The 22,866-nt window shown below is 65.6% G+C and carries 17 protein-coding genes and 1 tRNA gene; 13 read left to right on the top strand and 5 right to left on the bottom strand.

The genetic code is table 11. The features are described from left to right. Positions 1-50: 50 nt before the first annotated feature. From ACLB1G_RS09185 to ACLB1G_RS09165, 5 genes are all read left to right on the top strand, one after another. Positions 51-127: transfer RNA gene (locus ACLB1G_RS09185), tRNA-Gln, on the top strand. Positions 128-279: 152 nt separating this feature from the next. Then, a complete protein-coding gene (locus ACLB1G_RS09180) occupies positions 280-1,230 on the top strand; it encodes a ribose-phosphate pyrophosphokinase (RefSeq protein ID WP_491626902.1) in 951 nt (316 codons plus the stop codon). 162 nt (positions 1,231-1,392) lie between these two features. Further along, positions 1,393-2,013, top strand: a complete 621-nt coding sequence (locus ACLB1G_RS09175; protein ID WP_491626901.1) for a 50S ribosomal protein L25/general stress protein Ctc — start codon at positions 1,393-1,395, stop codon at positions 2,011-2,013. 125 nt (positions 2,014-2,138) lie between these two features. Next, positions 2,139-2,720, top strand: a complete 582-nt coding sequence (pth, locus tag ACLB1G_RS09170) for an aminoacyl-tRNA hydrolase (RefSeq protein ID WP_491626900.1) — start codon at positions 2,139-2,141, stop codon at positions 2,718-2,720. Between the two features lie 24 nt (positions 2,721-2,744). After that, positions 2,745-4,040, top strand: a complete 1,296-nt coding sequence (locus ACLB1G_RS09165) for an amidohydrolase (protein WP_491626899.1) — start codon at positions 2,745-2,747, stop codon at positions 4,038-4,040. A gap of 54 nt (positions 4,041-4,094) precedes the next feature. Here the strand turns inward: ACLB1G_RS09165 and ACLB1G_RS09160 are convergent, their stop codons facing one another. From ACLB1G_RS09160 to ACLB1G_RS09150, 3 genes are all read right to left on the bottom strand, one after another. Continuing rightward, entirely contained in the window at positions 4,095-5,489 is a 1,395-nt protein-coding gene (locus ACLB1G_RS09160; protein WP_491626898.1) for a DUF3999 family protein, read from the bottom strand. Further along, complete coding sequence (locus tag ACLB1G_RS09155) at positions 5,486-8,563, bottom strand: DUF2339 domain-containing protein (protein ID WP_491626897.1); 3,078 nt, start codon at positions 8,561-8,563, stop codon at positions 5,486-5,488. Before ACLB1G_RS09155 ends, ACLB1G_RS09160 begins: the two co-directional genes overlap by 4 nt. 109 nt (positions 8,564-8,672) lie before the next feature. Next, on the bottom strand, positions 8,673-10,505 hold the full coding sequence (locus ACLB1G_RS09150) for a DUF885 domain-containing protein (protein WP_491626896.1): 1,833 nt from the start codon (positions 10,503-10,505) through the stop codon (positions 8,673-8,675). 145 nt (positions 10,506-10,650) lie between these two features. Between ACLB1G_RS09150 and ychF the strand changes: the two genes are divergently transcribed. After that, positions 10,651-11,742 (top strand): redox-regulated ATPase YchF, encoded by a 1,092-nt coding sequence (ychF, locus tag ACLB1G_RS09145; protein ID WP_491626895.1) that lies wholly within the window; start codon positions 10,651-10,653, stop codon positions 11,740-11,742. A gap of 322 nt (positions 11,743-12,064) precedes the next feature. Here ychF and ACLB1G_RS09140 read toward each other — a convergent pair whose 3' ends face one another. Then, entirely contained in the window at positions 12,065-13,405 is a 1,341-nt protein-coding gene (locus ACLB1G_RS09140; protein ID WP_491627266.1) for a chloride channel protein, read from the bottom strand. A 156-nt stretch (positions 13,406-13,561) separates the two neighbouring features. On the opposite strand from ACLB1G_RS09140, the gene ACLB1G_RS09135 reads away from it, so the two are divergent. The 3 genes from ACLB1G_RS09135 (at position 13,562) to ACLB1G_RS09125 (ending at position 17,718) form a co-directional block, all read left to right on the top strand. Then, on the top strand, positions 13,562-15,298 hold the full coding sequence (locus ACLB1G_RS09135) for an NYN domain-containing protein (protein ID WP_491626894.1): 1,737 nt from the start codon (positions 13,562-13,564) through the stop codon (positions 15,296-15,298). Between the two features lie 300 nt (positions 15,299-15,598). After that, positions 15,599-16,450, top strand: a complete 852-nt coding sequence (locus tag ACLB1G_RS09130; RefSeq protein WP_491626893.1) for an MOSC domain-containing protein — start codon at positions 15,599-15,601, stop codon at positions 16,448-16,450. A gap of 104 nt (positions 16,451-16,554) precedes the next feature. Beyond that, positions 16,555-17,718: a GGDEF domain-containing protein gene (locus tag ACLB1G_RS09125; RefSeq protein ID WP_491626892.1), complete on the top strand. Its 1,164-nt coding sequence runs from the start codon at positions 16,555-16,557 to the stop codon at positions 17,716-17,718. Between the two features lies 1 nt (position 17,719). Here ACLB1G_RS09125 and ACLB1G_RS09120 read toward each other — a convergent pair whose 3' ends face one another. After that, the gene (locus ACLB1G_RS09120) at positions 17,720-19,705 is read right to left on the bottom strand and encodes a monovalent cation:proton antiporter family protein (protein WP_491626891.1); all 1,986 of its coding nucleotides are present in this window, start codon (positions 19,703-19,705) and stop codon (positions 17,720-17,722) included. Positions 19,706-19,833: 128 nt separating this feature from the next. Here ACLB1G_RS09120 and ACLB1G_RS09115 point away from each other — a divergent pair, with 128 nt between their 5' ends. From ACLB1G_RS09115 to lptB, 4 genes are all read left to right on the top strand, one after another. Then, on the top strand, positions 19,834-20,832 hold the full coding sequence (locus ACLB1G_RS09115; RefSeq protein WP_491626890.1) for a KpsF/GutQ family sugar-phosphate isomerase: 999 nt from the start codon (positions 19,834-19,836) through the stop codon (positions 20,830-20,832). A gap of 70 nt (positions 20,833-20,902) precedes the next feature. Continuing rightward, positions 20,903-21,496 (top strand): LPS export ABC transporter periplasmic protein LptC, encoded by a 594-nt coding sequence (gene lptC / locus ACLB1G_RS09110; protein ID WP_491626889.1) that lies wholly within the window; start codon positions 20,903-20,905, stop codon positions 21,494-21,496. 18 nt (positions 21,497-21,514) lie between these two features. After that, positions 21,515-22,108 carry a lipopolysaccharide transport periplasmic protein LptA gene (gene lptA, locus ACLB1G_RS09105; protein ID WP_491626888.1) on the top strand — a complete coding sequence of 198 codons (594 nt, stop codon included), beginning with the start codon at positions 21,515-21,517 and terminating at the stop codon, positions 22,106-22,108. Next, complete coding sequence (gene lptB, locus ACLB1G_RS09100) at positions 22,108-22,863, top strand: LPS export ABC transporter ATP-binding protein (protein WP_491626887.1); 756 nt, start codon at positions 22,108-22,110, stop codon at positions 22,861-22,863. Before lptA ends, lptB begins: the two co-directional genes overlap by 1 nt. The last annotated feature ends 3 nt before the right edge of the window (positions 22,864-22,866 follow it).

The raw sequence follows: 22,866 nt of genomic DNA, 5'->3' as shown, positions 1-22,866 counted from the left end.
GAATTTGGCTGTAGAATACCGGCCATGTAACGACAAGCAGTCAGTTGCGTAGGGGAATCGCCAAGCTGGTTAAGGCACCGGATTTTGATTCCGGCATACCAAGGTTCGAATCCTTGTTCCCCTGCCATTCAATTCCTGTTCGCTGTCGAGGCCCGGTGCCTCCGGCGGAGAGTGAAGTAAAGATGGGCGGCGCCAGCCGTTCACTCTGAGTATCGCGCCGGTGTTAGTCTCCGGTGACTTTTCAAAAAATACATTTCAACGAACTTCTCTGGGACTCCCATGGCTTACGAAAACCTGATGGTTTTTACCGGCAACGCTAATCCTGCGTTGGCAGAAGGAGTCGCAAAAAATCTCGGCATCCCTCTCGGCAAGGCTAACGTCTCGAAATTCTCGGACGGCGAGGTCATGGTGGAGATTAACGAAAACGTCCGCGGCAAGGATGTCTTCGTGCTGCAGTCGACTTGCGCACCGACCAATGACAACCTGATGGAACTGATCCTGATGGTGGACGCGCTCAAGCGCGCATCGGCCGGCCGCATCACCGCCGCCATTCCTTACTTCGGCTACGCCCGCCAGGACCGCCGTCCGCGTTCGGCCCGCGTCGCCATCTCGGCCAAGGTGGTGGCCAACATGCTGGAAGAAGCCGGCGTCGAGCGCGTCCTGATCATGGACCTGCACGCCGACCAGATCCAGGGCTTCTTCGACATCCCGGTCGATAACATCTACGCTTCCCCCATCCTGCTGGGCGACCTGCAGAAAAAGAACCACCAGGACCTGCTGGTGGTGTCGCCCGACGTGGGCGGCGTGGTGCGCGCCCGCGCCCTGGCAAAACGCCTGGGCTGCGACCTGGCCATCATCGACAAGCGCCGTCCGAAAGCCAATGTGTCGGAAGTGATGAACATCATCGGTGAAGTCGAAGGCCGCAACTGCGTGATCATGGACGACATGGTGGACACCGCCGGCACCTTGGTGAAAGCGGCTGAAGTGCTGAAAGAGCGCGGCGCCAAGAAAGTGATCGCCTATTGCACCCACGCCGTGCTGTCCGGCCCGGCCATCGACCGCATCACCGGCTCCTCGCTGGACGAGCTGGTCGTGACCGACACCATCCCGCTGTCGGCTGCGGCCCAGGCTTGCGGCAAGATCCGCCAGCTGACCTGCGCACCGCTGCTGGCCGAGACGTTCAAACGCATTATCAAGGGCGATTCCGTGATCTCCCTGTTCGTCGACTAAGACGACGCTGTCATCAGATTCAACAGACGGCGCGCCGGATTCTGTCCGGTGCGCCGTTGTACTTCCGGTTTCATGAGCGCAGTCTGCTCATTTCCGAGGCGCCCTGGTCGCGGGGGCCTCATAACAGCGGGGCGCGAGCCCTGTTTACATTTGGAGTTACACATGAAAGTAGTCGCATTCAAACGCGAATTGCAAGGTTCCGGAGCGAGCCGCCGCCTGCGCAATTCGGGCCAGACCCCCGGCATCGTCTACGGTGGCACGGAAGCCCCGGTGACCATCGCCCTGGACCACAACGCCCTGTACCACGCGCTGAAAAAAGAAGCCTTCCACTCGTCCATCCTGGACCTGGAAATCGATGGCAAGACCGAACAAGTGCTGCTGCGCGACTTCCAGGTCCACGCATACAAGCAACTGGTCCTGCACGCTGACTTCCAGCGCGTCGACGCCAACACCAAAGTGCACATGAAAGTCGCCCTGCACTTCGTGAACGCCGATGTGTCGCCGGCCGTGAAACTGCACGCCGCCACCATCTCGCACGTCGCCAACGAAATCGAAGTGTCCTGCCTGCCGAAAGACCTGCCCGAGTTCATCACCGTGGACCTGTCCAACGTCGACGTCGGCCACTCCGTGCACGTGAACGACCTGGTCCTGCCGGCCGGCGTGACCGCCGTGACCCACGGCGCCAACCTGACCATCGCCACCGCTTCGGTGCCGGCTGGTCACGTGGCCGCTGAAGCCGCCGCCGCTGAGCCGGCAGCTGACGCCAAAAAAGGCAAGAAGTAATCCGGACGCCGCCCCGCCTGCGGGGCGGCACTCCTGAAAAAACCGCCGGCGCGCATTGCCCCGGCGGTTTTTTTTCGCGCGCTGGCTTTTCAGCGATAATGCAATTTTTTCGTTTCACGAACGTCATGCCCATACGCCTTATCGTCGGCCTCGGCAATCCCGGCCCCGAGTACGAACAGACCCGCCACAACGCCGGCTTCTGGCTGGTGGACAACCTGGCCAACAGTCTGGGCGCGCGCCTGCAGCGCGAGACCAAATACAACGCCCTGATGGCCAAGTCCAGCATGGGCGGCCAGGAACTGTGGCTGCTGGAGCCGCAGACCTATATGAACCGTTCCGGCCAGTCGGTGGGCGGTTTGTGCCGCTTCTTCAAGATCAATCCGGACGAGGTGCTGGTGGTGCATGACGAGCTCGATCTCATGCCCGGCACCGCGCGCCTGAAAAAAGGCGGATCATCCGGCGGCCATAACGGCCTGAAGGACATCACGGCCGCTCTGGGCACCCAGGATTACTGGCGTTTGCGGCTGGGCATAGGCCATCCGCGCACCCTGGGCCTGGCGCAGCAGGTGGCCGACTTCGTGCTGCACCGGCCGCGCCGCGAGGACCAGGACCTGATCGAACAATCCATAGACAAATCGCTGTCCGTCATGCAGCAGATCGTGGACGGCAAGTTCGAGGCCGCCACCATGAAGCTACACACCGCCTGATTTTTTCACTGTAAAGGAAGCCCGATGAAGCTGCGCACCCGTCTCGTCCCCTGGTCCCTGGCCTTGCTGCTGGCGCAGGGCGCCATCGCACAGCAGGTCAAGCCGTTGGTGGACAGCATGTACCCCAGGCTGGAAACCATTTACCAGGACTTGCACGCGCATCCCGAGATCGCCTTCCAGGAAGTGCGCACGGCCGCCAAGCTGGCGGCCGAGATGCGCGCGCTGGGCTTCGAGGTGACGGAGAAAGTGGGTAAGACCGGCCTGGTGGCGATCTACAGGAACGGCGCCGGCCCCACGGTACTGGTGCGCACCGAGCTCGATGGCCTGCCGATGGAGGAGAAAACCGGCCTGCCCTACGCCAGCAAGAACAAGGGCATGCTGGACGGCCGCGAAACCCTGGTCACCCACAGCTGCGGCCACGACATCCACATGACCGCCTGGCTGGGCACGGCGCGCGCCCTGGTGGCGCTCAAGGCGCAGTGGAAGGGCACGCTGATGTTCATCGCCCAGCCGGCCGAGGAAGTGGTGGCCGGCGCCAAGGCCATGATCGCGGACGGCCTGTTTACCCGCTTCCCCAAGCCGGACTACGCCTTCGCGCTGCATTCCTGGCCGTATGCTTACGGGACGGTGGGCTACAACAGCGGCCCGGTGTCGTCCAATTCGGACTCGCTGGAGATCACCTTCAAGGGGCGCGGCGGACACGGTTCGGCGCCGGACAAGACCATAGACCCGATCGCCATCGCGGCGCGCTTCGTGGTGGACGTGCAGGGCGTGGTCAGCCGCGAAAAGGATCCCAAGGAATTCGGCGTGGTCACCATAGGCGCCATTCGTGGCGGCACGGTGGGCAACATCATTCCGGATACCGTGCACGTGAGCGGCACCATCCGCTCCTACAGCCCGGAAGTGCGGGCCAAGCTGCTGGACGGCGTGCGCCGCGTGGCCTATGCGGCCGCCGCCATGTCGGATGCGCCGGCGCCCGAGGTGGAACTGAAATCGGGCGGCGCCGCCATCGTCAACCAGCAGGCGCTGGTGGACCGCACGGTGGCGGCCTGGGAGAAAAACTTCGGCCCCGGCCAGGTGATCAAGGTGCCCGCCATGACGGCCAGCGAGGACTTCTCGCAGTACATCATCGAGGGCGTGCCGGGCATGTTCTTCTTCACCGGCGTGTACGAGCCTGGCGCCGTGGCCGAGGCGGCCAAGCCGGGCGGCAAGCCGGTGGCGTTCAACCACTCGCCGCAGTACGCGCCGGTGGCCGAACCGTCCATCAAGACGGCCATACAGGCCATGAGCGTGGCGGTCCTGAATGTGCTGAAGCCTTAGAGGATGTTGCGACATCACCGTGGCGTCGTTGCCGCTCGCCATGCCTGGCCACGCTCAGTTTGAAATATCTTCTTGATCGCTGGGCGGCTTCTGCTGCCTGAGCAGCCGCCACACCATCCACGCCAGCGCCGCCACACCCAGCAGCAGCACGCCCCACAGTGCGGCCAGGCGCTGCACGGCGCTGTCCATGTCGGCCGCTGCGTTGGTTTGCGCGTCGCCGCGCCGCTGCGCAGCGCCGGCCGTGGCCAGCGGCAGGCGCTCCAGTTCTTCCTCCTTGTAGCCCGGTGCGACCTCCGCCAAGCCGCGCGCCGCCGCCGGCGCATTGAAGCGGCCCACGCTCAGCGTGTACGGCCCCGGGCTGGAGGCGAGGAACACCAGCGTGGCCGGCTCCCAGCGCAGGCTCAGTTGGGGCCGCGCTTTGACGGCGGCTTGCGTGCGCAGCGCCCATAGCGCGGCGTGCACGGGCGCCACCGCGATGTCGCCCGAGCTGCGCTCCCTGCCATCCTGCTCGATGCGGTAGAAGGTGGTGCTGAGCAGGGGCTGGAAGCGCTGCTGTCCGACCGTGTTGTAGGTGCCCAGCGTTACCGGCAGGACGATGTTGTTTTCCTCGAAGCGCAAGCCGACGGCGCGCGCCGCCACCGCGACCGGCGCGCTGTAGCGCAGCTCCTTGTCATCGGCGCCGGGCGCCGGCGGCAGCAGCAGCTGTTCCTGCGGCGCGGCGGCGGCGCTGCGCGAGGGCAGCTCGGCCCGGATCGCGGCGAAGCGCATAGGCGTGCCGCTGCGCCAGCTGAGTCGCCCGTAGCGAAAGCGGCGCGGGCTCAGGTCGAGGCGGTCGCTCGTCAGCGTGCGCGCATCCTGGTTGGTCAGCCAATTGAGCTCGGTGGCGCCGGCTGCTTCCCAGTGCTTCAAGTCGTTGCTGGTCTCCAGCCACACCTGGGCGCTGTAGACAGCCGCACCGTCCGGCGGAGAGAAGCGCAGCGCATCGACCTCGGGCATCCGGCCATCGGCATCGGGCGGGCCGAGGTCGAGGATCAGCGCCTGCAGGCGTGGCTCCTGCTTGCCCGCGCCTGCGCGGTCCGGCTGCACCCGCACCGACAGCAGGCGGCCATCGGCGCCGGTGCGCACGTCCAGGTCGACCGGCGCCTCGGATGCCGGCCCGTTGTGCATGAGCGGGAACACGGTGACGGCGCGGCTGGCGTGGGTGATCTGCTCATCGGCGCGCGGCTGGCGCAGCGCGTACGGTACCAGCTGGCCGTCCGCCGTGTAGATGCGCACATCGTTCAGCAGCGCCGAGCGCGCATACAGGTACACATCCCTGGGCAGGCGTAGCTGCACCATGCCCGGCCTGGCGATGGTGAGCGGGATGGCGTGGCTGAAATCGGCCGGCGTCTCGGCAGGCCATGCCAGCGGCGCCACAGCCATCATCAACATGGCAATCAGCTTCTTCATGCTGCTTTTCCTTCCTTGCTTTGCGCTGGATACGGCGCGACATAGCCTATGCCCACCATCAGCGCGCCGACGCCGACGAAGGAAACGATGCGCTCCACGCCGCCGATATTGGACAGGTCCACCAGGAACAGCTTGGCGACGGTGAGGCCCAGCAGCACCGCGCCGCCTATCCACAGCGGACGCAGCGCGCGCCTGGCGGCGCGGTGCATGAGCAGCAGCGCGGTCACGCTCCATACCAGCGACAGCATGGCCTGCACGAACTGCGCATCGAACATGGGCCGCGCTTCGTAAGGGATGCCGAGATAATGGGAAACCGCCCGCAGCAGCGCCAGGTTGAACCACACATAGGCGAGCGCCGCACCCGCCAGCGGCGCCCACGGCAGGGCTGGTGCATCGGCGTCCTCGCGCCACAGACGCCTGGCCGACGCCGCCAGCAACAGGGCGAACGCGCAGCTCAGGTCGAGCGGATTGGCCAGCGGCAGATAAGGCAGCGGCGCCATGGCGCCATCCTGCGTGAAATTCCATACGCCGATCAGCAGTAGCGACCAGGCGCAGGCCGCCGGCACCAGCACGCGGCGGTACCAGCTGGCGATGGGGGCCACCGGCCAGCCGCCGTTGCGCGTGCGGCGTATCAGCCAGGCGGCGGCCGCCATCATCAGCCAGGCCGGCAGGAAGCGCGTCCAGCTGGCGTCGGCATGCCAATCCGGGCTGGCCAGCGCCTCCGCGCTCACGCCGTCGCCCAGCCATCCGGCAATGGCGCGCTGGGCCACGGGCCATAGCATCAGCCAAGGCGCGGCGCTGCGCAGGGTGTGGATGGATCGCAGTGCGGGGGCGGACAGCTGCGGCCAGGCGCGCAGCAGCCACTCGCCCGCCAGCCATAGTGCGCCATAGCTGATCCAAAGCAGCGCACCGGGCGGCGGGCCGTAGCCGTATAGCGTGTCCAGCATGGCGATGCTGGCGCTTGCCAGTGCGATCCAGCAGGGCAGGGCGGTCCAGCGCAGCTGCGGCCACGCCAGCCGGCGCGCGGCCCACAGCAGCAGCGGTGCGCTGGCGGCGACCAGCAGCAGGTAGCAGGCCAGCCCTGGTCCCAGTTTTTCGTAGTGCGATGTGGTCCAGTAGCGTGTGCCCAGCCAGGCCCCCAGCAGCGGCGCGATCAGGGCGTACCACCACCATGCCGACCAGCCCAGCATCAGGCGCGCCAGCCAGGGTGGCGCCAGAGCCGCGTGGCGCTGCAGCGTCCAGCTGGTGAAGGCGGCTCCCGCCAGTATCATGGCTGCACCGAGGATGGGCTGGTCCAGCAGCTGATGGATGGGCAGGCGCCACGCGCCGCCTTCCACCGTCGCCAGCGCCAGGCCGCACGGCGCCAGCGCCAGGAGCAGCCATGCCACGAAGCCGCGTCCGCCTTCGGTCCGGGCCCGGTAGGCCAGCAGCACCGGAGGGATGGCCAGCAGGGTGAAGAAAGTCCACAGCCAGGTTTCCAGCGACGATATCGAGGTCTGGTCCAGCAGCGCGCCGGCCAGCGATATCCAGGCGCCGCCCTGTACCAGCAGGCCGAACACCCAGGCCAGCTTGCGGCGCTGGCGCAGCCCGACCCACGCGATGCCCGCGCCTTCCAGCGCCCACGCGGCGGACGTCCAGCGCGCATCGAGCGCGAACGGAATCGCCAGCGTGCCGAACACGATGCCCAAGGCGATGAAGGCGCTGACCGGCAGCTCGAACTGCGCGCGCCGTCGCAGCATGCTGGCCAGCACGATGTAGAACAAGCCCAGGGCCAGCGCCGAATACGCCACGCCAAACGGATAGTGATGCACCAGTCCGAATTGCAGCCCGAAGGCCAGCAAGGGCGTGCCGAATACCAGGGTGCCATCGATGTGATGGCGCAGCCGCACCGCCTGCCGCTGGGCATAGGCCAGCGAGATTCCGACGTAGTACAGGAAGAACAGGACCAGGAACAGCTGGGCCGACAGGTAATGCTCCGGCTGATAGCCCAGCACGCCCCATGCGGTGGCGATGGTGAAGGTAAAAGCGAAGCCGATCAGGTTCAGGATGCGCCAGGAACGCAGCAGGGCGATGGCGAACACGCCGCCATTGAGCACGGCGTAATAGGAGAACAGCGCGACATGGCTGCCGCCGCCACTGGAGGCCAGGATGGGCGCGGCGAATCCGCCCGCGATGCCGAATACCGCCAGCCACTTCGCATCCTGCAGCACTGCCAGCAAACAGGTGAACACGGTCAGCGCCAGCAGCAGGGCGAAGGCCAGCGAGCCTGGCAGCAGGTGATAAATGCGGAAGGCGCCAAAGGTCACCAGCATCAGCACCGCCAGCGCCGTGCCCTGCACCGGCAGGCTGATGGCCGGGCGGCGCGCCCGGATGCGCCAGGCCCAGGCCAGCACCGCCAGGTCCACCAGCACCACCCCGGCCAGGCGCAGCTCGATCGGCACGCTGATGCGCGCCGCCGTGTAGCGCAGCAGGAAGCTGACGCCGATGAAGAGGATCAGCAGGCCCAGCTTGGCAACCAGGTTGCCGCCGAGTAGCCAGGCCCTGGCGGCCAGCAGCCAGGCCGGCGGCGGGCTGGACCTCGGCTGGCCGGTGGGGGCGGCGGCTGGCGCGCTGGCGCTGGCGGCGGGCTCGAATTCGCGGTACTGCTGCCAGTCGTCCGGCGGCGCTGCCGGCGTGGCGTCAGCCGTGGACGGTTGTTCTTTTGGCTGCGCGCCTTTGTCCACGGCTTCGTGAACAGCTTCGCGCTGAGTTGCGGGAACAGCTTCGCGCAGAGTGCCGGACAGGGTTTCCGGCAAAGGTCCGGGCCTGGGCACATGCTGTGCCGCAGCCGGGCGCAGGCCGTGCCGCATGGCGGCATCCGGCGCTGGCTGGAACGCCTGCGCCGGCGCGCCCGGATTGGCCGTGACTTCGGCCTGCAGCCGTTCGACCACCGTGCGCAGCAAGGCCAGTTCGTGCAGCTGCTGTTCCGCCAGGCCGCGTGCGAGGCGCGCTTCCTCCCGCGCCCGCCACGCCCATCGCATCGCAACGATGACGCATACCACCAGCAGCAATTCCAGCACGGCGTCCTCCCTCATCGTAGTCCAGGCATGATAATGAAAGAACAACGATAGCACGCCCCTTATCCCGCACGCAGCGCGCCAGGCTCCCAGCGGTAGCGCAGCCTGATACTACAGGCTGTATGCCTTACTTGCCGGCTGCTATCCAGCGCTCCACCTGCGCCTCCAGGATGGGCATGGGCAGGGTGCCGTCGCCCAGCACCACCTCATGGAATTTGGCGTAGCTGAACCTGTCCCCCAGCGCCTGCTGGGCGCGCGAGCGCAGCTCCAGGATCTTCATGGCGCCGACCTTGTAGGCCAGGGCCTGGGCCGGGATCACCATGTAGCGCTCGACCTGGTTGCGGGCGCGCGCCTCGCTGTAGCCCAGGGTCTCCATCATGTAGGCGATGGCCTGCTCGCGGGTCCAGCCCTTGGCGTGCATGCCGGTGTCCACCACCAGGCGCACGGCGCGCAGCATCTCGTCGTTCAGGTGGCCGTAGTAGGACTCAGGCTTGTCGTAGAAGCCGAACTCGCGGCCCATGGTTTCCGAATACAGGGCCCAGCCTTCCGTGTAGGCGGCGGCGCTCTGCTGCTCCGTGTTGAACTTGCGGAAGTCCGGCAGGTCCAGTTCCTTGAGCAGGGCGGCGTGCAGGTGGTGGCCGGGCAGGCCCTCGTGCAGGAACAGCGTCACCATGCTGACGGTGGAATAGTCGCGCGGGTCGTTCACCACCGGCCAGAACACGCCCGGATGGGAACCGTCGGCCGCCACCGGTGTGTAATGGTCGGAGGCGGTGGCGCGGGTCAGTTCCGGCTCCAGCTGCAGTTCCAGCTGCGCCTTGGGCAGGAGGCTGAAATAGGCCGGCAGCTTTTTCACCACGGCGGCGTCGATCGCGCGGTAGGCGTCCAGCACTTCCTGTTCCGTCTTGAAGGGCTTGAACGCCGATTGGGCGCTGACCCACTGCGGCAGCCTGGCGGGCGGGCCATCGTAGCCCAGCTTGGGTCCGAGTTCGGCCAGCTGCTGCTGGATGCGCGCCACTTCCTTCAATCCCAGCGCATGGATCTGCTCCGGCTGCAGCGGCAGGTTGGTATTGTCCTTGATGCGCGCCAGATACCATGCCGCGCCATTGGGCAGGGCGCCCAGGCCGGTGCTGCTGCGGCCGGCGGCCAAGTAATCCTTCTCAAGGAAGGCGCACAGGCGGTCGATGGCTGGCAGCAGCAGGGCCACGGTGCGGCGGTAATCGCGGGCCAGCTTCTGCTTGTCCGCGCTGGAAAAGCCGGCCGGCAGGCGCGTGATGGGCGAGTAGTACACGCTTAGTTCCGGCGCCGTGGCGCGCAGTGCCTGGAATTGCGGCAGCATGGCGCTGGTGATGGCCCTGGGCTGGACCACGCCGGTGCGCATGCCTTCCTTCATGTTGGCGATGGCCTGGTCTATCCAGCCCGGCAGCTGCTTCAAGCGGCTGAGGTAGGCGCGGTACTGGGCGGGCGTGGACAGCGGCTGCGAGCCGGCGCCGCCCGCATAGTTGGCCAGGGTGCTGGGCACGTTGTCCATCTGGTTGAGCGGCAGCAGGTGCTCGGGAAATTGCTCCAGGTTGAGCGAGGCGGCCAGTTCGAAGGCCAGCAAGTCGTAGTTCAGCTGCTCCTTCGTGGTCAGCTGGCTGCGGTTGATGGCGGCCAGCTGCTGTTGCATGCGGTGGTACAGGGCGAATTGCCTGGCGCGGCCGGTGGGCGAGATGGTGTGGCCCAGCTGGTCGTCATAGCGGCTGTCGCCGTTGGCGGTGGCGTACAGCAGCGGATCGAATTTCGCGCGCGCCACATAGAAGGCATCGGCCAGCCGGTCCAGCTGCTGGCGCTGGGGGGATGGCGCCGGCTGCGCCGCTTGCGCGGTGGCAGGTGCGGCCGCCAGCAGCGGCGGCGCGGCCAGGGAGGCGGCCAGCAGGCTGGCGGCAAGGACGGTGGTGCGGACAGGGCGGGACAGGGCCATCAGGTTATCCTTTTTTAAAAATTTGCCAAAAGGATACTCCAGATTGGCGGCCCGGGCGGGGCAAGTTTTTTGAATCCGGGCGGCAGGAAAGGTACAATGGATCCTTGAACGCTGAAATAGCATCCATTACCAGTAAAGGTTTTCCATGAGTCTCAAATGCGGCATCGTCGGCCTGCCCAACGTCGGCAAGTCCACCCTGTTCAACGCCCTGACCAAGGCCGGCATCCCGGCCGAAAACTACCCGTTCTGCACCATCGAGCCTAATGTGGGCGTGGTCGAGGTGCCCGATCCGCGCATGGCCGCGCTGGCCGAGATCGTCAAACCCGAGCGCATGGTGAACGCCATCGTGGAATTCGTGGACATCGCCGGCCTGGTGGCGGGCGCGTCGCAGGGCGAGGGCCTGGGCAACCAGTTCCTGTCTCACATCCGCGAAACCGACGCCATCGTCAACGTGGTGCGCTGCTTCCAGGATGACAACGTGATACACGTGGCCGGCAAGGTCAGCCCGCTGGACGATATCGAAGTGATACAGACCGAGCTGGCGCTGGCCGACCTGGGCACTGTGGAAAAAGCCATCCACCGCGAAAACAAGAAAGCCCGTTCCGGCGACAAGGACGCCATCAAGCTGGTGGCCGTGCTGGAGCGTCTGGTGCCGCACCTGAACGAAGCCAAGCCGGCCCGTTCGCTGGGCCTGGACGAAGCCGAATTGGCCCTGATTAAACCGCTGTGCCTGATTACCGCCAAGCCGGCCATGTATGTGGCCAATGTGTCGGAAGATGGTTTCAGCAATAATCCGCTGCTGGACCAGCTGACGGAATACGCCAAATCGCAAAACGCACCCATCGTCGCCATTTGCGCCGCCATCGAGGCGGAAATTGCCGATCTGGACGACGAGGATAAAACCGCCTTCCTGGCCGACCTGGGCATGGAAGAGCCGGGCCTGGACCGTTTGATCCGCGCCGCCTATAAACTGCTGGGCCTGCAGACGTATTTCACCGCAGGTGTAAAAGAGGTGCGCGCCTGGACCATTCATATCGGCGATACCGCCCCGCAGGCCGCTGGCGTGATCCACACCGATTTCGAGCGTGGTTTCATCCGCGCGCAAACCATCGCCTACGATGATTTCATTCAATATAAAGGCGAAGCTGGCGCCAAGGAAGCTGGCAAAATGCGCGCCGAAGGCAAGGAATATGTCGTCAAGGATGGCGATGTGTTGAACTTCTTGTTTAACGTCTAAGTCCAACTACGGTAATCAGAAGAGACCGCAAGTCGCATTGGCGGACCTGGCCCTTTAGCCTAACATCGGTATTAACACGGCCCCTCTCGGTGACCCTGCTTCGGCAGGGAAGCTGCTGAGGGGTTTTTTCTTTTGCGCTGGCATTCCGTTAAAAAGGCAGGTGGTCCGGCACTCTGACGGGTCAACATGATCAACAGCCTCGCCTAGCGAGGCTTTTTTTGCACTGCGGAAGCCAAGAAATAGCTCGATCATGCCAATTTTGAGCATGAGAAGGGCGAAACAGAGGCCCCAAGGCAGGGCCCAGCGGGGAAAACGGTGGGGTTCAGGCGGCTGGCTTGCTTGCCGCAGGCGTGGGGAGGCGGTTCAGTTGCAGCTGCGCGAGGCTGCTGTACAAGGGAGGCGTTAATACGCGGGAGATCGTGCTGGCGATAACTGCGCAGGCCATCAGGCTTAACACCATGCCGTGCCCATCCACCATTTCCATGACGATGATGAATGCAGTTAATGGCGCCTGGGTAGCGGCTGCCAAAAACCCTACCATGCCGAGCGCGATTAAAGCGGCAGCATGGGGATAATGCACCAGGGTGGCGATATTATTACCGAATGCGGCGCCTATGGATAATGAAGGAGCGAAAATCCCCGCCGGCGCACCCGACCATACGGTGAACCAGGTCGCAATGAATTTTTGAAAACTAAACATGGCGGAATGCGGGGTGTCCCCATTTAACAAAGCCACGGTCATGGTATTTCCGCTGCCATAGGTATTGCCGTTTGCCGCTATGCCGATTATTGCGACCATTAATCCGCAAATGGCGGCGAATATAACCGGATAACGGCCGCGGAATTGGCTTGCCCGATCCGCCGAGCGTCCGCTCAAACTGGCCAGCAGCAGCCGCGCAAATAATCCTCCGGCAGCGCCGCAAGCCAGCGCAACCAATAACCCGGGCGCCAGCAAGGACCAGCCTATCGGTCCCGCGTGAATAACGCCGAAATGCGTGCCATTACCGTCGATGGAGACCGCGATTAATCCGGCCAATACGATGCCGGCCACGATCAAGCCGCTGCTGCGCTGTTCCGGCGAACGCGATAATTCTTCAATTGCAAACATTACTCCGGCCAGCGGCGTATTGAATGCGGCGGCAATGCCGGCCGCGCCGCCGGCCACCAGCAAACTATGCGGACTCACCGACGTATTGCGCGGAAGCAGACGCCGCGCCGCCAGCATGATGCCGGCCGCAATCTGCACCGACGGCCCTTCACGTCCCAGCGACAGGCCGCCCAGCAGGCCGGCCGTGGTCAGCGCCAGCTTGGCCAGGCTCAGCTTGAGCGAGACATACAGGGAACGCTGCCCGCCCGGCACGGCCGGGTCCAGCGCCGCCATCACCTGGGGAATGCCGGAGCCGGCCGCGCCTGCTGCATAGCGCCGGGTCAGCCACACGATGGCGGCGCAGGCGGCCGGCATCCACAGCAGGGTCAGCCACCAGGTCGGCGCCGCCACGGCCAGGAACAGGTCCAGCGCCGCCTCGGCCAGGTGGGTGAAGCCGACCACGGTCAGTCCGGCCACGGCCGCCGCCCCCACCACCACCGCGCGCGACCACCACTGTTCGGGCGTGGCGAACTCACGCTTGAAAGCCGAGCGCATGTCGTGGTGATGGTGCTGCATGTGGGTGGGAGGAAAGATTGATGTGTTTTCATTATACGCAGATGGCCCCGGCGCCGCCGCGCGGTGCGGCGCGTCCATGCTTGTTCTGTATAATCGCCCGGATTGCCGCGCCCGCAGGGGCGGCCGCTACACCCCCTCACGAGAAAAAACAACTTCATGGCATCTTCCAACGATAACGTCAGCATGGCCTTGTTCTGCGACTTCGAGAACGTGGCGCTGGGCGTGCGCGACGCGAATTACGACAAGTTCGATATCAAGCCGGTGCTGGAGCGCCTGCTGCTCAAGGGCAGCATCGTGGTCAAGAAGGCGTATTGCGACTGGGACCGCTACAAGGGCTTCAAGGCTTCCATGCACGAGGCCAACTTCGAGCTGATTGAAATCCCCCATGTGCGCCAGTCGGGCAAGAACTCGGCCGACATCCGCATGGTGGTCGATGCGCTGGACCTGTGCTACACCAAGTCCCATGTTGACACTTTTGTCATCATTTCCGGCGACTCGGATTTCTCGCCGCTGGTGTCCAAGCTGCGCGAAAACGCCAAGAAAGTGATCGGCGTGGGCGTCAAGCAGTCCACCTCGGACCTGCTGGTGGCCAACTGCGACGAATTCATCTTCTATGACGACCTGGTGCGCGAGAGCCGCCGCGCCAAGCGCGAGGCCAGCAGCGAGGCCAAGCCGGCCGTCAAGCGCACGCCCGAGGAGGAGCGCGCCCGCCGCGAGGAAATGGACAAGCGCCGCAACCAAGCGGTGGAAATCGCCATCAACACCTTCGAGGCGCTGGTGCTGGAGCGCGGCGACACGGGCAAGATCTGGGCCTCGGTCCTCAAGGAAGCCATCAAGCGCCGCAAGCCGGACTTCAGCGAGTCGTATTATGGCTTCCGCACTTTCGGCAACCTGATCGAGGAAGCCAAGGCGCGCGGCCTGCTGGAGTTTGGCCGCGACGAGAAGTCGGGCGCCTATGTCTACCGCAGCTCGGGCGTTCCTGCTCCTGTGCTGGCCGATGCCGCGCCGCAGGCCGAGCATGGCGAGGCGCCGGTGGCCGGGGCCGAGCGTCCCGAGGGCTTCCGGGTCGATTCCAACCGTGGCCGCGACCGTGACCGCAACCGCAACGGCCGCAACCGTAACCGCGACCGTAACGAGCGCCAGCAGGGCGCGCAAGCCGAAGCGTCCGCTGGCACGCCGTACGAAGCCGGTGCGGCCAGCCAGGAAGAGGGCGTGCAGCCCGTGATCCTGGCGCCAGTTGCCGAGGTTGCCGAGCAGATTGCCGAGGCTGTGCACGAGGTGGCGGATCAACCGTCCACCAGCTTCTCGGACCTGGTGGAGCAGACCGCCGATGCCGTGCATGAAGTGGCCGAGCCTGAAACGGCCGGCGGCGCCAAGCAGGGCAGGTCCAACCGTATCCGCACCCCGGCCCGCAAGGCCAAGGCGGCTGCCAAGGGCAAGGCCCAGGCCGCCGCCGAGGCCTCCGCCGGGCCGGCGGCCGACGCCGCCCCGGTGCGGGAGCAGCCTGCCGCCCGGCCTGCGACCCCGGTGCAGGAGACCGGCCCGGTGCCATCGGCAGCCGAAGCGGTGCCAGCCACAGTGGCGGCCGCTGAGATTGCAGCCGAAGCTGCGGCAGCCGAAGCTGCGGCAGCCGGCGCTGCGCCGGGGAAAGCCGCCAAGCCTGCGCGTCCAGCCAAGACCGCCAAGCCGGTGCGTCCGCCCAAGGCTGCCAAGCCCGCCAAGGCGGATGCGCAGCCTGCAGCGGAGGCGGCAGCCGAGCCCGTAGCGGCGCCGGCCACGCCCGCCCAAGCCGCCGAAGGCGAGGCCGCCGCCAAGCCAGCCCGCAAGCCTGCCGCGCGCCCACGCCGTCCGGCCGCCGCCAAGGCCAAGCCCAAAACCACGCCCGAGGCCTGATAATCCTTGCCGCCTGCGCGGCAATGACCCGCGTACCCCGGGGCTGTCTGCCGCATCCTGTGCGGTACATTAGGCACGGATTGCCGCCTGCGCGGCAATGACGTGCAGCCGTCCAGGCTGTGCGCCGCATCCTGGGTGGCACGCTCAGCATGGATTGCCGCGTGCATGGCAGTGAACTGCCAGCGCTGGCCGCGTTCCCGTCGGCTCCCCGGCTGCCGGGGGCGCCAACTCCGGCATTGTGCGATACTGATACTTATTTTTCGCTCAATATCGGGACGGCAACCCGTCCCGGCCGCCGCCATGCCCACGCTTGCTTCTCTCACCATCTATCCCATCAAATCCTGCGCCGGCCTGGCGCTGGAGCAGGCGACCCTGACCTCCGACGGCCTGATGACCCAGCAGATCTACGACCGCGAATGGATGGTGGTGGACGAACACAACCACGTCATCACCCAGCGCGAACAGCCGCGCATGGCGCTGATCGTGCCCACCCTCAAGGGCGACGTGCTGGAACTGCGCGCCCCCGGCATGCTGCGCCTTGAGCTGGCGCTGGGCCTGCCCGATCCCGAACTGGCGCCCACCCGCAGCGTGACCCTGTGGGAAGACACCATCCTGGCCTACGACTGCGACGCCCTCACCGCCGAGTGGTTCACCCAATACCTGGGCGTGCCCAGCCGCCTGGTGCGCTTCCACGCCCACGCCCGCCGCCCGGTCAGCACCAGGTGGACCAACGGCGTCGAGGCCACCACCATGTTCTCGGACGGCTACCCGGTGCTGGTCACCAGCACCGCTACGCTGGACGACCTCAACCAGCGCCTGCGGGCGGCCGGGCGCGTGGCCCTGCCCATGAACCGTTTCCGTCCCAACGTGGTTATCGCCGGCATTGAAGCCTTCGAGGAAGATTACGCCGAGTCCTACCGCTTCGGCGAGGCCCTGCTCAAGCCGGTCAAACCCTGTCCGCGCTGCCCCATGCCTTCGATCGACCAGGAGACCGGCCAGTTCGGTCCCGATCCGCTGGACATCCTGCAAGGCTACCGCGCCAAGCCGGAACTCGATGGCGCGGTATGCTTCGGCATGAATGCCATCCTGCTGGAAGGCGGGGACGCGGTGTTGCGCGTGGGCCAGGAAGTCGACGTCGACATTGCTTTCTAGATAAGTCCGCTAACTACATTTACAACTTAGTTTCAGCCAGGGTATTTTCAAGTAATCCCGTTTCGCGTAAGGTAATATGGCGTCCGCCATATACCAGAGGTGTTATGACCCCAACCGCCCCCAGCAAGCTGCCGCCCCAGGACGACCTGGCGCTGCGAGTGCAAGACCTCAGCGCCGAGAACCAGGCGCTGCGGGCGCGCATGGCGTATTTGCTGGAACAGGCCGAGCGCAACCATTCCATCATGACGCGCCACCAGTCCTTCGACCTGGACATCGTCGGCGCCGCCAATTTCCCCGAGCTGGTGGGCACCATCTTCCGCGTGCTGCCCGTCATTTCCGAGCTGGACAACGTGACCGTGGTGCTGGTCGACGAGGATGCCGACATCCGCACCGTCATGCTCAAGCTGGACGTGGTGTTCGAGGATTTCCCCAACCTGGTGTTCGTCGAAAATATCGACGGCCTGGGCTACGACCTCGGCCAGTGCCATGCCCACGCCGCGCCGCCCAAGCCGGTGCTGGGCATGTACGACCCCCAGCGCCACCTGCCGCACATGCCAAACGCGCAGGCGGGATTGCAGAGCGTGGCCATGGTGCCGCTGCTGCGCAACCGCCGCATCATCGGCAGCCTGAACCTGGGCAGCGTGGACCCGACCCGCTTCACGCCCAGCCTGGGCACGGATTTCCTGGAGCACATGGGTTCCATCATCGCCATCTGCCTGGAAAACGTGATCAGTAACGAGATGCTGAAATACATAGGCTTGACCGATTCGCTGACCGGGGTCTACAACCGGCGCTACATCGACCGCCGCCTGCTGGAGGAAATCGCGCGCGCACGCCGCCAGGGCTATCCGATTTCCTTCATGTATCTGGACATCGACCACTTCAAGCGCGTCAACGACACCGTCGGCCACGGCGGCGGCGACGAGGTGCTGCGCGAGGTGGCGACCCGCATCAAGGCCGAGCTGCGCCTGTCGGACGCATTGGCGCGCTTTGGCGGCGAGGAATTCGTGGTGCTGCTGATCGACGCCGATCTCGATAGCGCCGCCTTCGTGGCCGAACGCATACGCGCCGGGGTGGCGGCCAGCATGATCACCTTGTCGCCTGAACTGAGCGTGTCGGTCACGGTGTCGATAGGCGTGGCTTGCCTGGACCCGGCCATCGAGGGCGAGGCCCCGGCCATCGCCCGCACCCTGGTGGCGCAGGCCGATGCAGCCCTGTACCAGGCCAAGGACGGCGGCCGTAACCGCGTGGTTCGGCACCAGCCCTGAATCACTTCAGTTTCAGCAAGCGCAGTTCACCCTTGTCCACCGCCGCCGCGCTGCCGCGCAACACCACCACGTCGCCCGCCTCCAGCACCGTTTCCGGCGCCACGTCCACCCGTCCCAGGCCGCGCCGTATGCTGCTGACCTGGGCGCCCACGCTTTCCAGATCGATCTCGCCCAACGCCTTGCCGACGCAGGCGGCGCCGCCGCCCAGCACCACCGAGTGCAGGCGTTCCAGGTCGCTTTCCTCGTCCACGTCGCTGGCGCCGTGGAAGAAGCCGCGCAGCGAGGCGTAGCGGGCGTCGCGCGCGGCCTGCACCCGGTGCACCACGCGCCGCAGCGGCACGCCCAGCATGACCAGCGCGTGCGAGGCCAGCATCAGGCTGCCCTCCATCAGTTCCGGCACCACCTCGGTGGCGCCGGCCGCCATCAGGCGCTCCAGGTCCACATCGTCGTGGCTGCGCACGATCACCGGCAAGGTTGGCGCCAGCTCGTGCACCAGGCGCAGCACCTTCATGGCCGAGGGCGTGCTGGCGTAGGTGATGACCACGGCGCTGGCGCGGTAGATGCCGGCCGCCACCAGGCTTTCGCGGCGCGCCGCGTCGCCGTAGGAGACATGGGCGCCGGCCGTCTGCGCTTCCTGCACCCGTTCCGGGTCCAGGTCGAGCGCGTGGTAGTGGATGTTTTCCTCGCTCAGCAGGGTGGCCAGGCTCTGGCCGCTGCGGCCGAAGCCGCACACGATCACGTGCTTCTGGGTGGCCATGGTGCGGCTGGCGATCTTGGTCAGTGTCAGCGATTGCAGCATCCACTCGTTGCTGGACAGCTTCATCACGATCTGGTCGGACTTGGCAATGATGAAGGGCGCGGCCAGCATGGACAGCACCATGGAGGCCAGCACCACCTGCACCAGGAACGGGTCCATGAGCTTGATGCCGCCCGCCAGGTTGAGCAGCACGAAGCCGAATTCGCCGGCCTGGGCCAACCCCAGGCCGGTGCGGATGGCGACGCCGTCGGAAGCGCCGAACAGCTTGGCCAGCAGGGCGATCAGGGCGAACTTGAGCAGCACCGGGCCCAGCAGCAGCACCAGCACCAGCCACCAGTTCTCGGCCACCAGGCGCACGTTGAGCAGCATGCCTATGGTGATGAAAAAAAGTCCCAGCAGCACGTCGCGGAAGGGCTTGATGTCTTCCTCCACCTGGTGCTTGTATTCGGTCTCGGAAATGAGCATGCCGGCCACGAAGGCGCCCAGCGCCATGGACAGGCCGGCTTTTTCCGTGATCCAGGCCGCGCCCAGGGTGATCAGCAGCAGGTTCAGCATGAACAGTTCCTGCGAGCGGCGCTTGACCACGATGGTGAACCAGCCGCGCACCAGCTTCTGGCCGAAGAACAGCAGCAGGGCCAGCACCACGGCCGCCTTCAGGCCGGCCCAGGCCAGGGTTTCCACCAGGTTGTCCGCGCCCTGGCCCAGGGCCGGGATCAAGATCAGCAGCGGCACCACGGCCAGGTCCTGGAACAGCAGGATGCCAATGATCTTGCGGCCATGCTCGCTTTCCAGCTCCAGGCGCTCGGTCAGCATCTTGGACACGATGGCGGTGGACGACATGGCCAGCGCCCCGCCCAGCGCGAACGAGGCTTGCCAGGAGATGCGCAGGAAGGCCGGCAGCTGGCTGGCCACCAGCAGCCCGAACAGTACGGTGGCGATGATGGTCAGCCCGACCTGGGCCATGCCCAGCCCGAACACGATGCTGCGCATGGACTTGAGCTTGGGCAGGGAGAATTCCAGCCCGATCGAGAACATCAGGAAAACAACACCGAATTCGGCCAGGGCGTGGGTGGTCTCGCTGTTTTCCGCCAGTCCCAGCGCATGCGGCCCGATTAATATGCCCACGGCCAGGTAGCCCAGCATGGGAGGCAAATGCAACATCCGGAACGCCACCACGCCCAATACAGCCGAGCCCAGCAATAAGAGGGTCAATTCCAGCGATGTGTACATTATTCCAACATAAGGGCTAGGTGTTTTCCGAGGTTTACGGGCGTGTAGCGACTTTGTTACGACTGGCAAGTTTTTTGCTTGGCCAATTCGGCTATACTTTCGGCATGAGTGTAACCCATCAAAAAACAATGCTGAAAGCTTTTGACGCAAATACGGCCGCGCACGCCCTCAAGCTGGCGCGCGAGACCCTGCGGATCGAGGCCCAGGCCATCAGCGCCCTGGAGGCGCGCCTGGAGCGCGACGACAGCGTGGTGCGCGCCATCGAGCTGCTGCTCAACTGCAAAGGCCGCGTGGTGGTGTCCGGCATCGGCAAGTCCGGCCACATCGCACGCAAGATCGCCGCCACCCTGGCCTCGACCGGCACCCCGGCCCTGTTCGTGCATCCTGCCGAGGCGGCCCATGGCGACCTGGGCATGGTAACGGCCGACGACACCTTCATCGCGATCTCGTATTCCGGCGAAAGCTCGGAGCTGATGGCCATCCTGCCGGTGGTCAAGCGCATGGGCAGCCCTTTGATTTCCATCACGGGCAAGCCCGGCTCCAGCCTGGCGCGCCTGGCCGATGTGCACCTGGACGTGGCGGTGGACAAGGAAGCCTGCCCCATGAATTTGGCGCCGACCACCTCCACCACCGTCACGCTGGCGCTGGGGGATGCCCTGGCCGTGGCCCTGCTGGACCTGCGCGGCTTCAAGGAAGAAGACTTCGCCCGCTCGCACCCGGGCGGCGCCCTGGGCCGGCGCCTGCTGACCCATGTGCGCGACGTAATGCGCAGCGGCGACGCCGTGCCGCGCGTGGCCGCCGATGTCAAGCTGACCGACGCCCTGCTGGAAATCACCCAGAAGGGCATGGGCATGACCGCCATCGTGGACGGCGAAGGCCGCCCGCTGGGCGTGTTCACCGACGGCGACCTGCGCCGCATGATCGAGAAGGTGCAGGACTTTACCCAGGTGGTGATACGCGACGTGATGCACCCCAACCCGCGCAGCATCAGCCCGGACAAGCTGGCGGTGGACGCCGTGGCCGTGATGGAGCAGTACCGCATCAACCAGATGCTGGTGACGGACGCCGACGGCAAGCTGGTGGGCGCCCTGCACATCCACGACCTGACCCGCGCCAAGGTGATCTGATGACGGCAACCTTCACCCCCATCGAACCCGTGGCCCATATCCTGGCCCGTTTCCAGGCCTGAGGATGGTGATGCGCAAACGTACCGCCCACCGCTGGCGCCTGACCCTGATCATGACGGTGGGCGTATTTGTCGCTGTCGGCACCACCTGGCTGGTGCAGGTGGTCAACCAGGCCGGCCAGGAAGCATGGGTCGACCAGCACCGCAGCGAGCCGGACTACATCGTCGAGCGCTTTAGTTTCGTGCGGGCCGGCAAGAACGGCCAGCCGGCCTACATCATTTCGGGCGACAAGCTGACCCACCGGCCCATCGACGATTCCTCGGTGATCGACAAGCCCATCGTGCACAGCCTGGCCACCGACCAGCCTCCCATGAACATGCGGGCCGACACCGCCCGCGTAGACGAGGGCAACACCCGCGTCCAGCTGAACGGCAGCGTGGACGTGGTGCGGCCCGCCACGGCGGCGGCCCAGCCGCTGCGCCTGACCACGCCGGCACTGACCGTGTTCCCGGACGAGGAAAGAATGGAAACCGACCAGCCGGTGCACCTGGAAATGGGCAAGTCGACCGCCCAGGGCAGCGGCATGAAAGCCAACAACGCGACGCGCCAGATCACCCTGTACGGGCGCGGCCAGATCGACGTGCCGCCGCGCGGCGCGCGCTGAGCACCAGGAGAACCCAACATGACACGACATACGATGCAATTACTGCTGGCCGCCGCCGCCCTGCTGCTGGGCGGCGCCGCCGGCGTGGCGCAGGCCGAGAAGGCCGATTCCAACAAGCCCACCGAGATCAAGTTCGACCAGCTGGAAGTGGACGACGTCAAGCAGATCAAGACCTTCACCGGCAACGTGATCCTGACCCGCGGCACCCTGCTGATGAAGTCGCCCAAGGCGGTGGTGACCGAGGACCCTGAGGGCTACCAGTACGTCACCCTGACCAATTCGCCCGGCACCATGGCCACCTTCCGCCAGAAGCGCGACGGCGCCGGCGACCAGTGGGTCGAAGGCCAGGCCGAGCGCATCGAATACGATGGCAAGACCGAGCTGGTCAAACTGTTTTCCAAGGCCCAGATCAAGCGCCTGGAAGGCAGCAAGCCGGCCGACCAGGTCGATGGCGAATTCATTTCCTACGACAGCCGCAAGGAATTCTTCGCGGTCAAGAACACCTCCACCGGCGAGAGCAAGGTGGGCGGCGGACGCGGCTCCATGGTGATACAGCCATCCAGCAAGAACCCGGCCAACGCCGCGCCGCAACCAGCGCCACAGGGGAAATAATGGACATGGCCAGCTGCGGCAGCACCCTGATCGTACGCGGACTGCAAAAGACCTATGGCAAGCGCCAGGTGGTGCATGACGTGTCGCTGCAGGTCGAGTGCGGCGAAGTGGTGGGCCTGCTGGGCCCCAACGGCGCCGGCAAGACCACCTCGTTCTACATGATCGTCGGCCTGGTGCCGTCCGATGCGGGCAGCATCGATATCAGCGGGACCGACATCTCGCGCCTGCCCATCCACCGCCGCGCGGCGCTGGGACTGTCCTACCTGCCGCAGGAGGCGTCCGTGTTCCGCAAACTGACGGTGGAAGAAAACATCCGCGCCGTGCTCGAAATCCAGCGAGTCAACGGCAAGCCTTTATCCAAGGCGGAAATTGATGAACGGCTCAATACCCTGCTAGCCGATTTGCAAATCGAGAAGCTGCGTGACAACGCCGCGCTGTCCCTGTCGGGCGGCGAGCGGCGCCGCGTGGAGATCGCGCGGGCCCTGGCCACCAACCCGCGCTTCGTGCTGCTCGATGAACCTTTCGCCGGGGTCGACCCGATTGCCGTGATTGAGATCCAGCGCATCGTGCGCTTCCTCAAGGAGCGCGGCATCGGCGTCCTCATTACCGATCACAATGTGCGCGAGACGCTGGGCATTTGCGACCGCGCATACATCATCAACCAGGGCACGGTACTGGCATCAGGCCGGCCAGACGACATCATCGCCAATGAGTCGGTGCGTCGCGTGTATCTGGGTGAACATTTCCGTATGTAGATC

The organism is Duganella kummerowiae, from assembly GCF_053572355.1.
The sequence above is the reverse complement of the archived record's forward strand: the minus strand, read 5'-3'. Positions and strand labels throughout refer to the sequence as shown.

Bases quoted from the DNA above. Each gene is read 5' to 3' on its own strand.
- ACLB1G_RS09180 (WP_491626902.1), top strand. From the start codon at position 280: ATGGCTTACGAAAACCTGATGGTTTTTACCGGCAACGCTAATCCTGCG.
- ACLB1G_RS09175 (WP_491626901.1), top strand. From the start codon at position 1,393: ATGAAAGTAGTCGCATTCAAACGCGAATTGCAAGGTTCCGGAGCGAGC.
- pth (WP_491626900.1), top strand. From the start codon at position 2,139: ATGCCCATACGCCTTATCGTCGGCCTCGGCAATCCCGGCCCCGAGTAC.
- ACLB1G_RS09165 (WP_491626899.1), top strand. From the start codon at position 2,745: ATGAAGCTGCGCACCCGTCTCGTCCCCTGGTCCCTGGCCTTGCTGCTG.
- ACLB1G_RS09160 (WP_491626898.1), bottom strand. From the start codon at position 5,489: ATGAAGAAGCTGATTGCCATGTTGATGATGGCTGTGGCGCCGCTGGCA.
- ACLB1G_RS09155 (WP_491626897.1), bottom strand. From the start codon at position 8,563: ATGAGGGAGGACGCCGTGCTGGAATTGCTGCTGGTGGTATGCGTCATC.
- ACLB1G_RS09150 (WP_491626896.1), bottom strand. From the start codon at position 10,505: ATGGCCCTGTCCCGCCCTGTCCGCACCACCGTCCTTGCCGCCAGCCTG.
- ychF (WP_491626895.1), top strand. From the start codon at position 10,651: ATGAGTCTCAAATGCGGCATCGTCGGCCTGCCCAACGTCGGCAAGTCC.
- ACLB1G_RS09140 (WP_491627266.1), bottom strand. From the start codon at position 13,405: ATGCAGCACCATCACCACGACATGCGCTCGGCTTTCAAGCGTGAGTTC.
- ACLB1G_RS09135 (WP_491626894.1), top strand. From the start codon at position 13,562: ATGGCATCTTCCAACGATAACGTCAGCATGGCCTTGTTCTGCGACTTC.
- ACLB1G_RS09130 (WP_491626893.1), top strand. From the start codon at position 15,599: ATGCCCACGCTTGCTTCTCTCACCATCTATCCCATCAAATCCTGCGCC.
- ACLB1G_RS09125 (WP_491626892.1), top strand. From the start codon at position 16,555: ATGACCCCAACCGCCCCCAGCAAGCTGCCGCCCCAGGACGACCTGGCG.
- ACLB1G_RS09120 (WP_491626891.1), bottom strand. From the start codon at position 19,705: ATGTACACATCGCTGGAATTGACCCTCTTATTGCTGGGCTCGGCTGTA.
- ACLB1G_RS09115 (WP_491626890.1), top strand. From the start codon at position 19,834: ATGCTGAAAGCTTTTGACGCAAATACGGCCGCGCACGCCCTCAAGCTG.
- lptC (WP_491626889.1), top strand. From the start codon at position 20,903: ATGCGCAAACGTACCGCCCACCGCTGGCGCCTGACCCTGATCATGACG.
- lptA (WP_491626888.1), top strand. From the start codon at position 21,515: ATGACACGACATACGATGCAATTACTGCTGGCCGCCGCCGCCCTGCTG.
- lptB (WP_491626887.1), top strand. From the start codon at position 22,108: ATGGACATGGCCAGCTGCGGCAGCACCCTGATCGTACGCGGACTGCAA.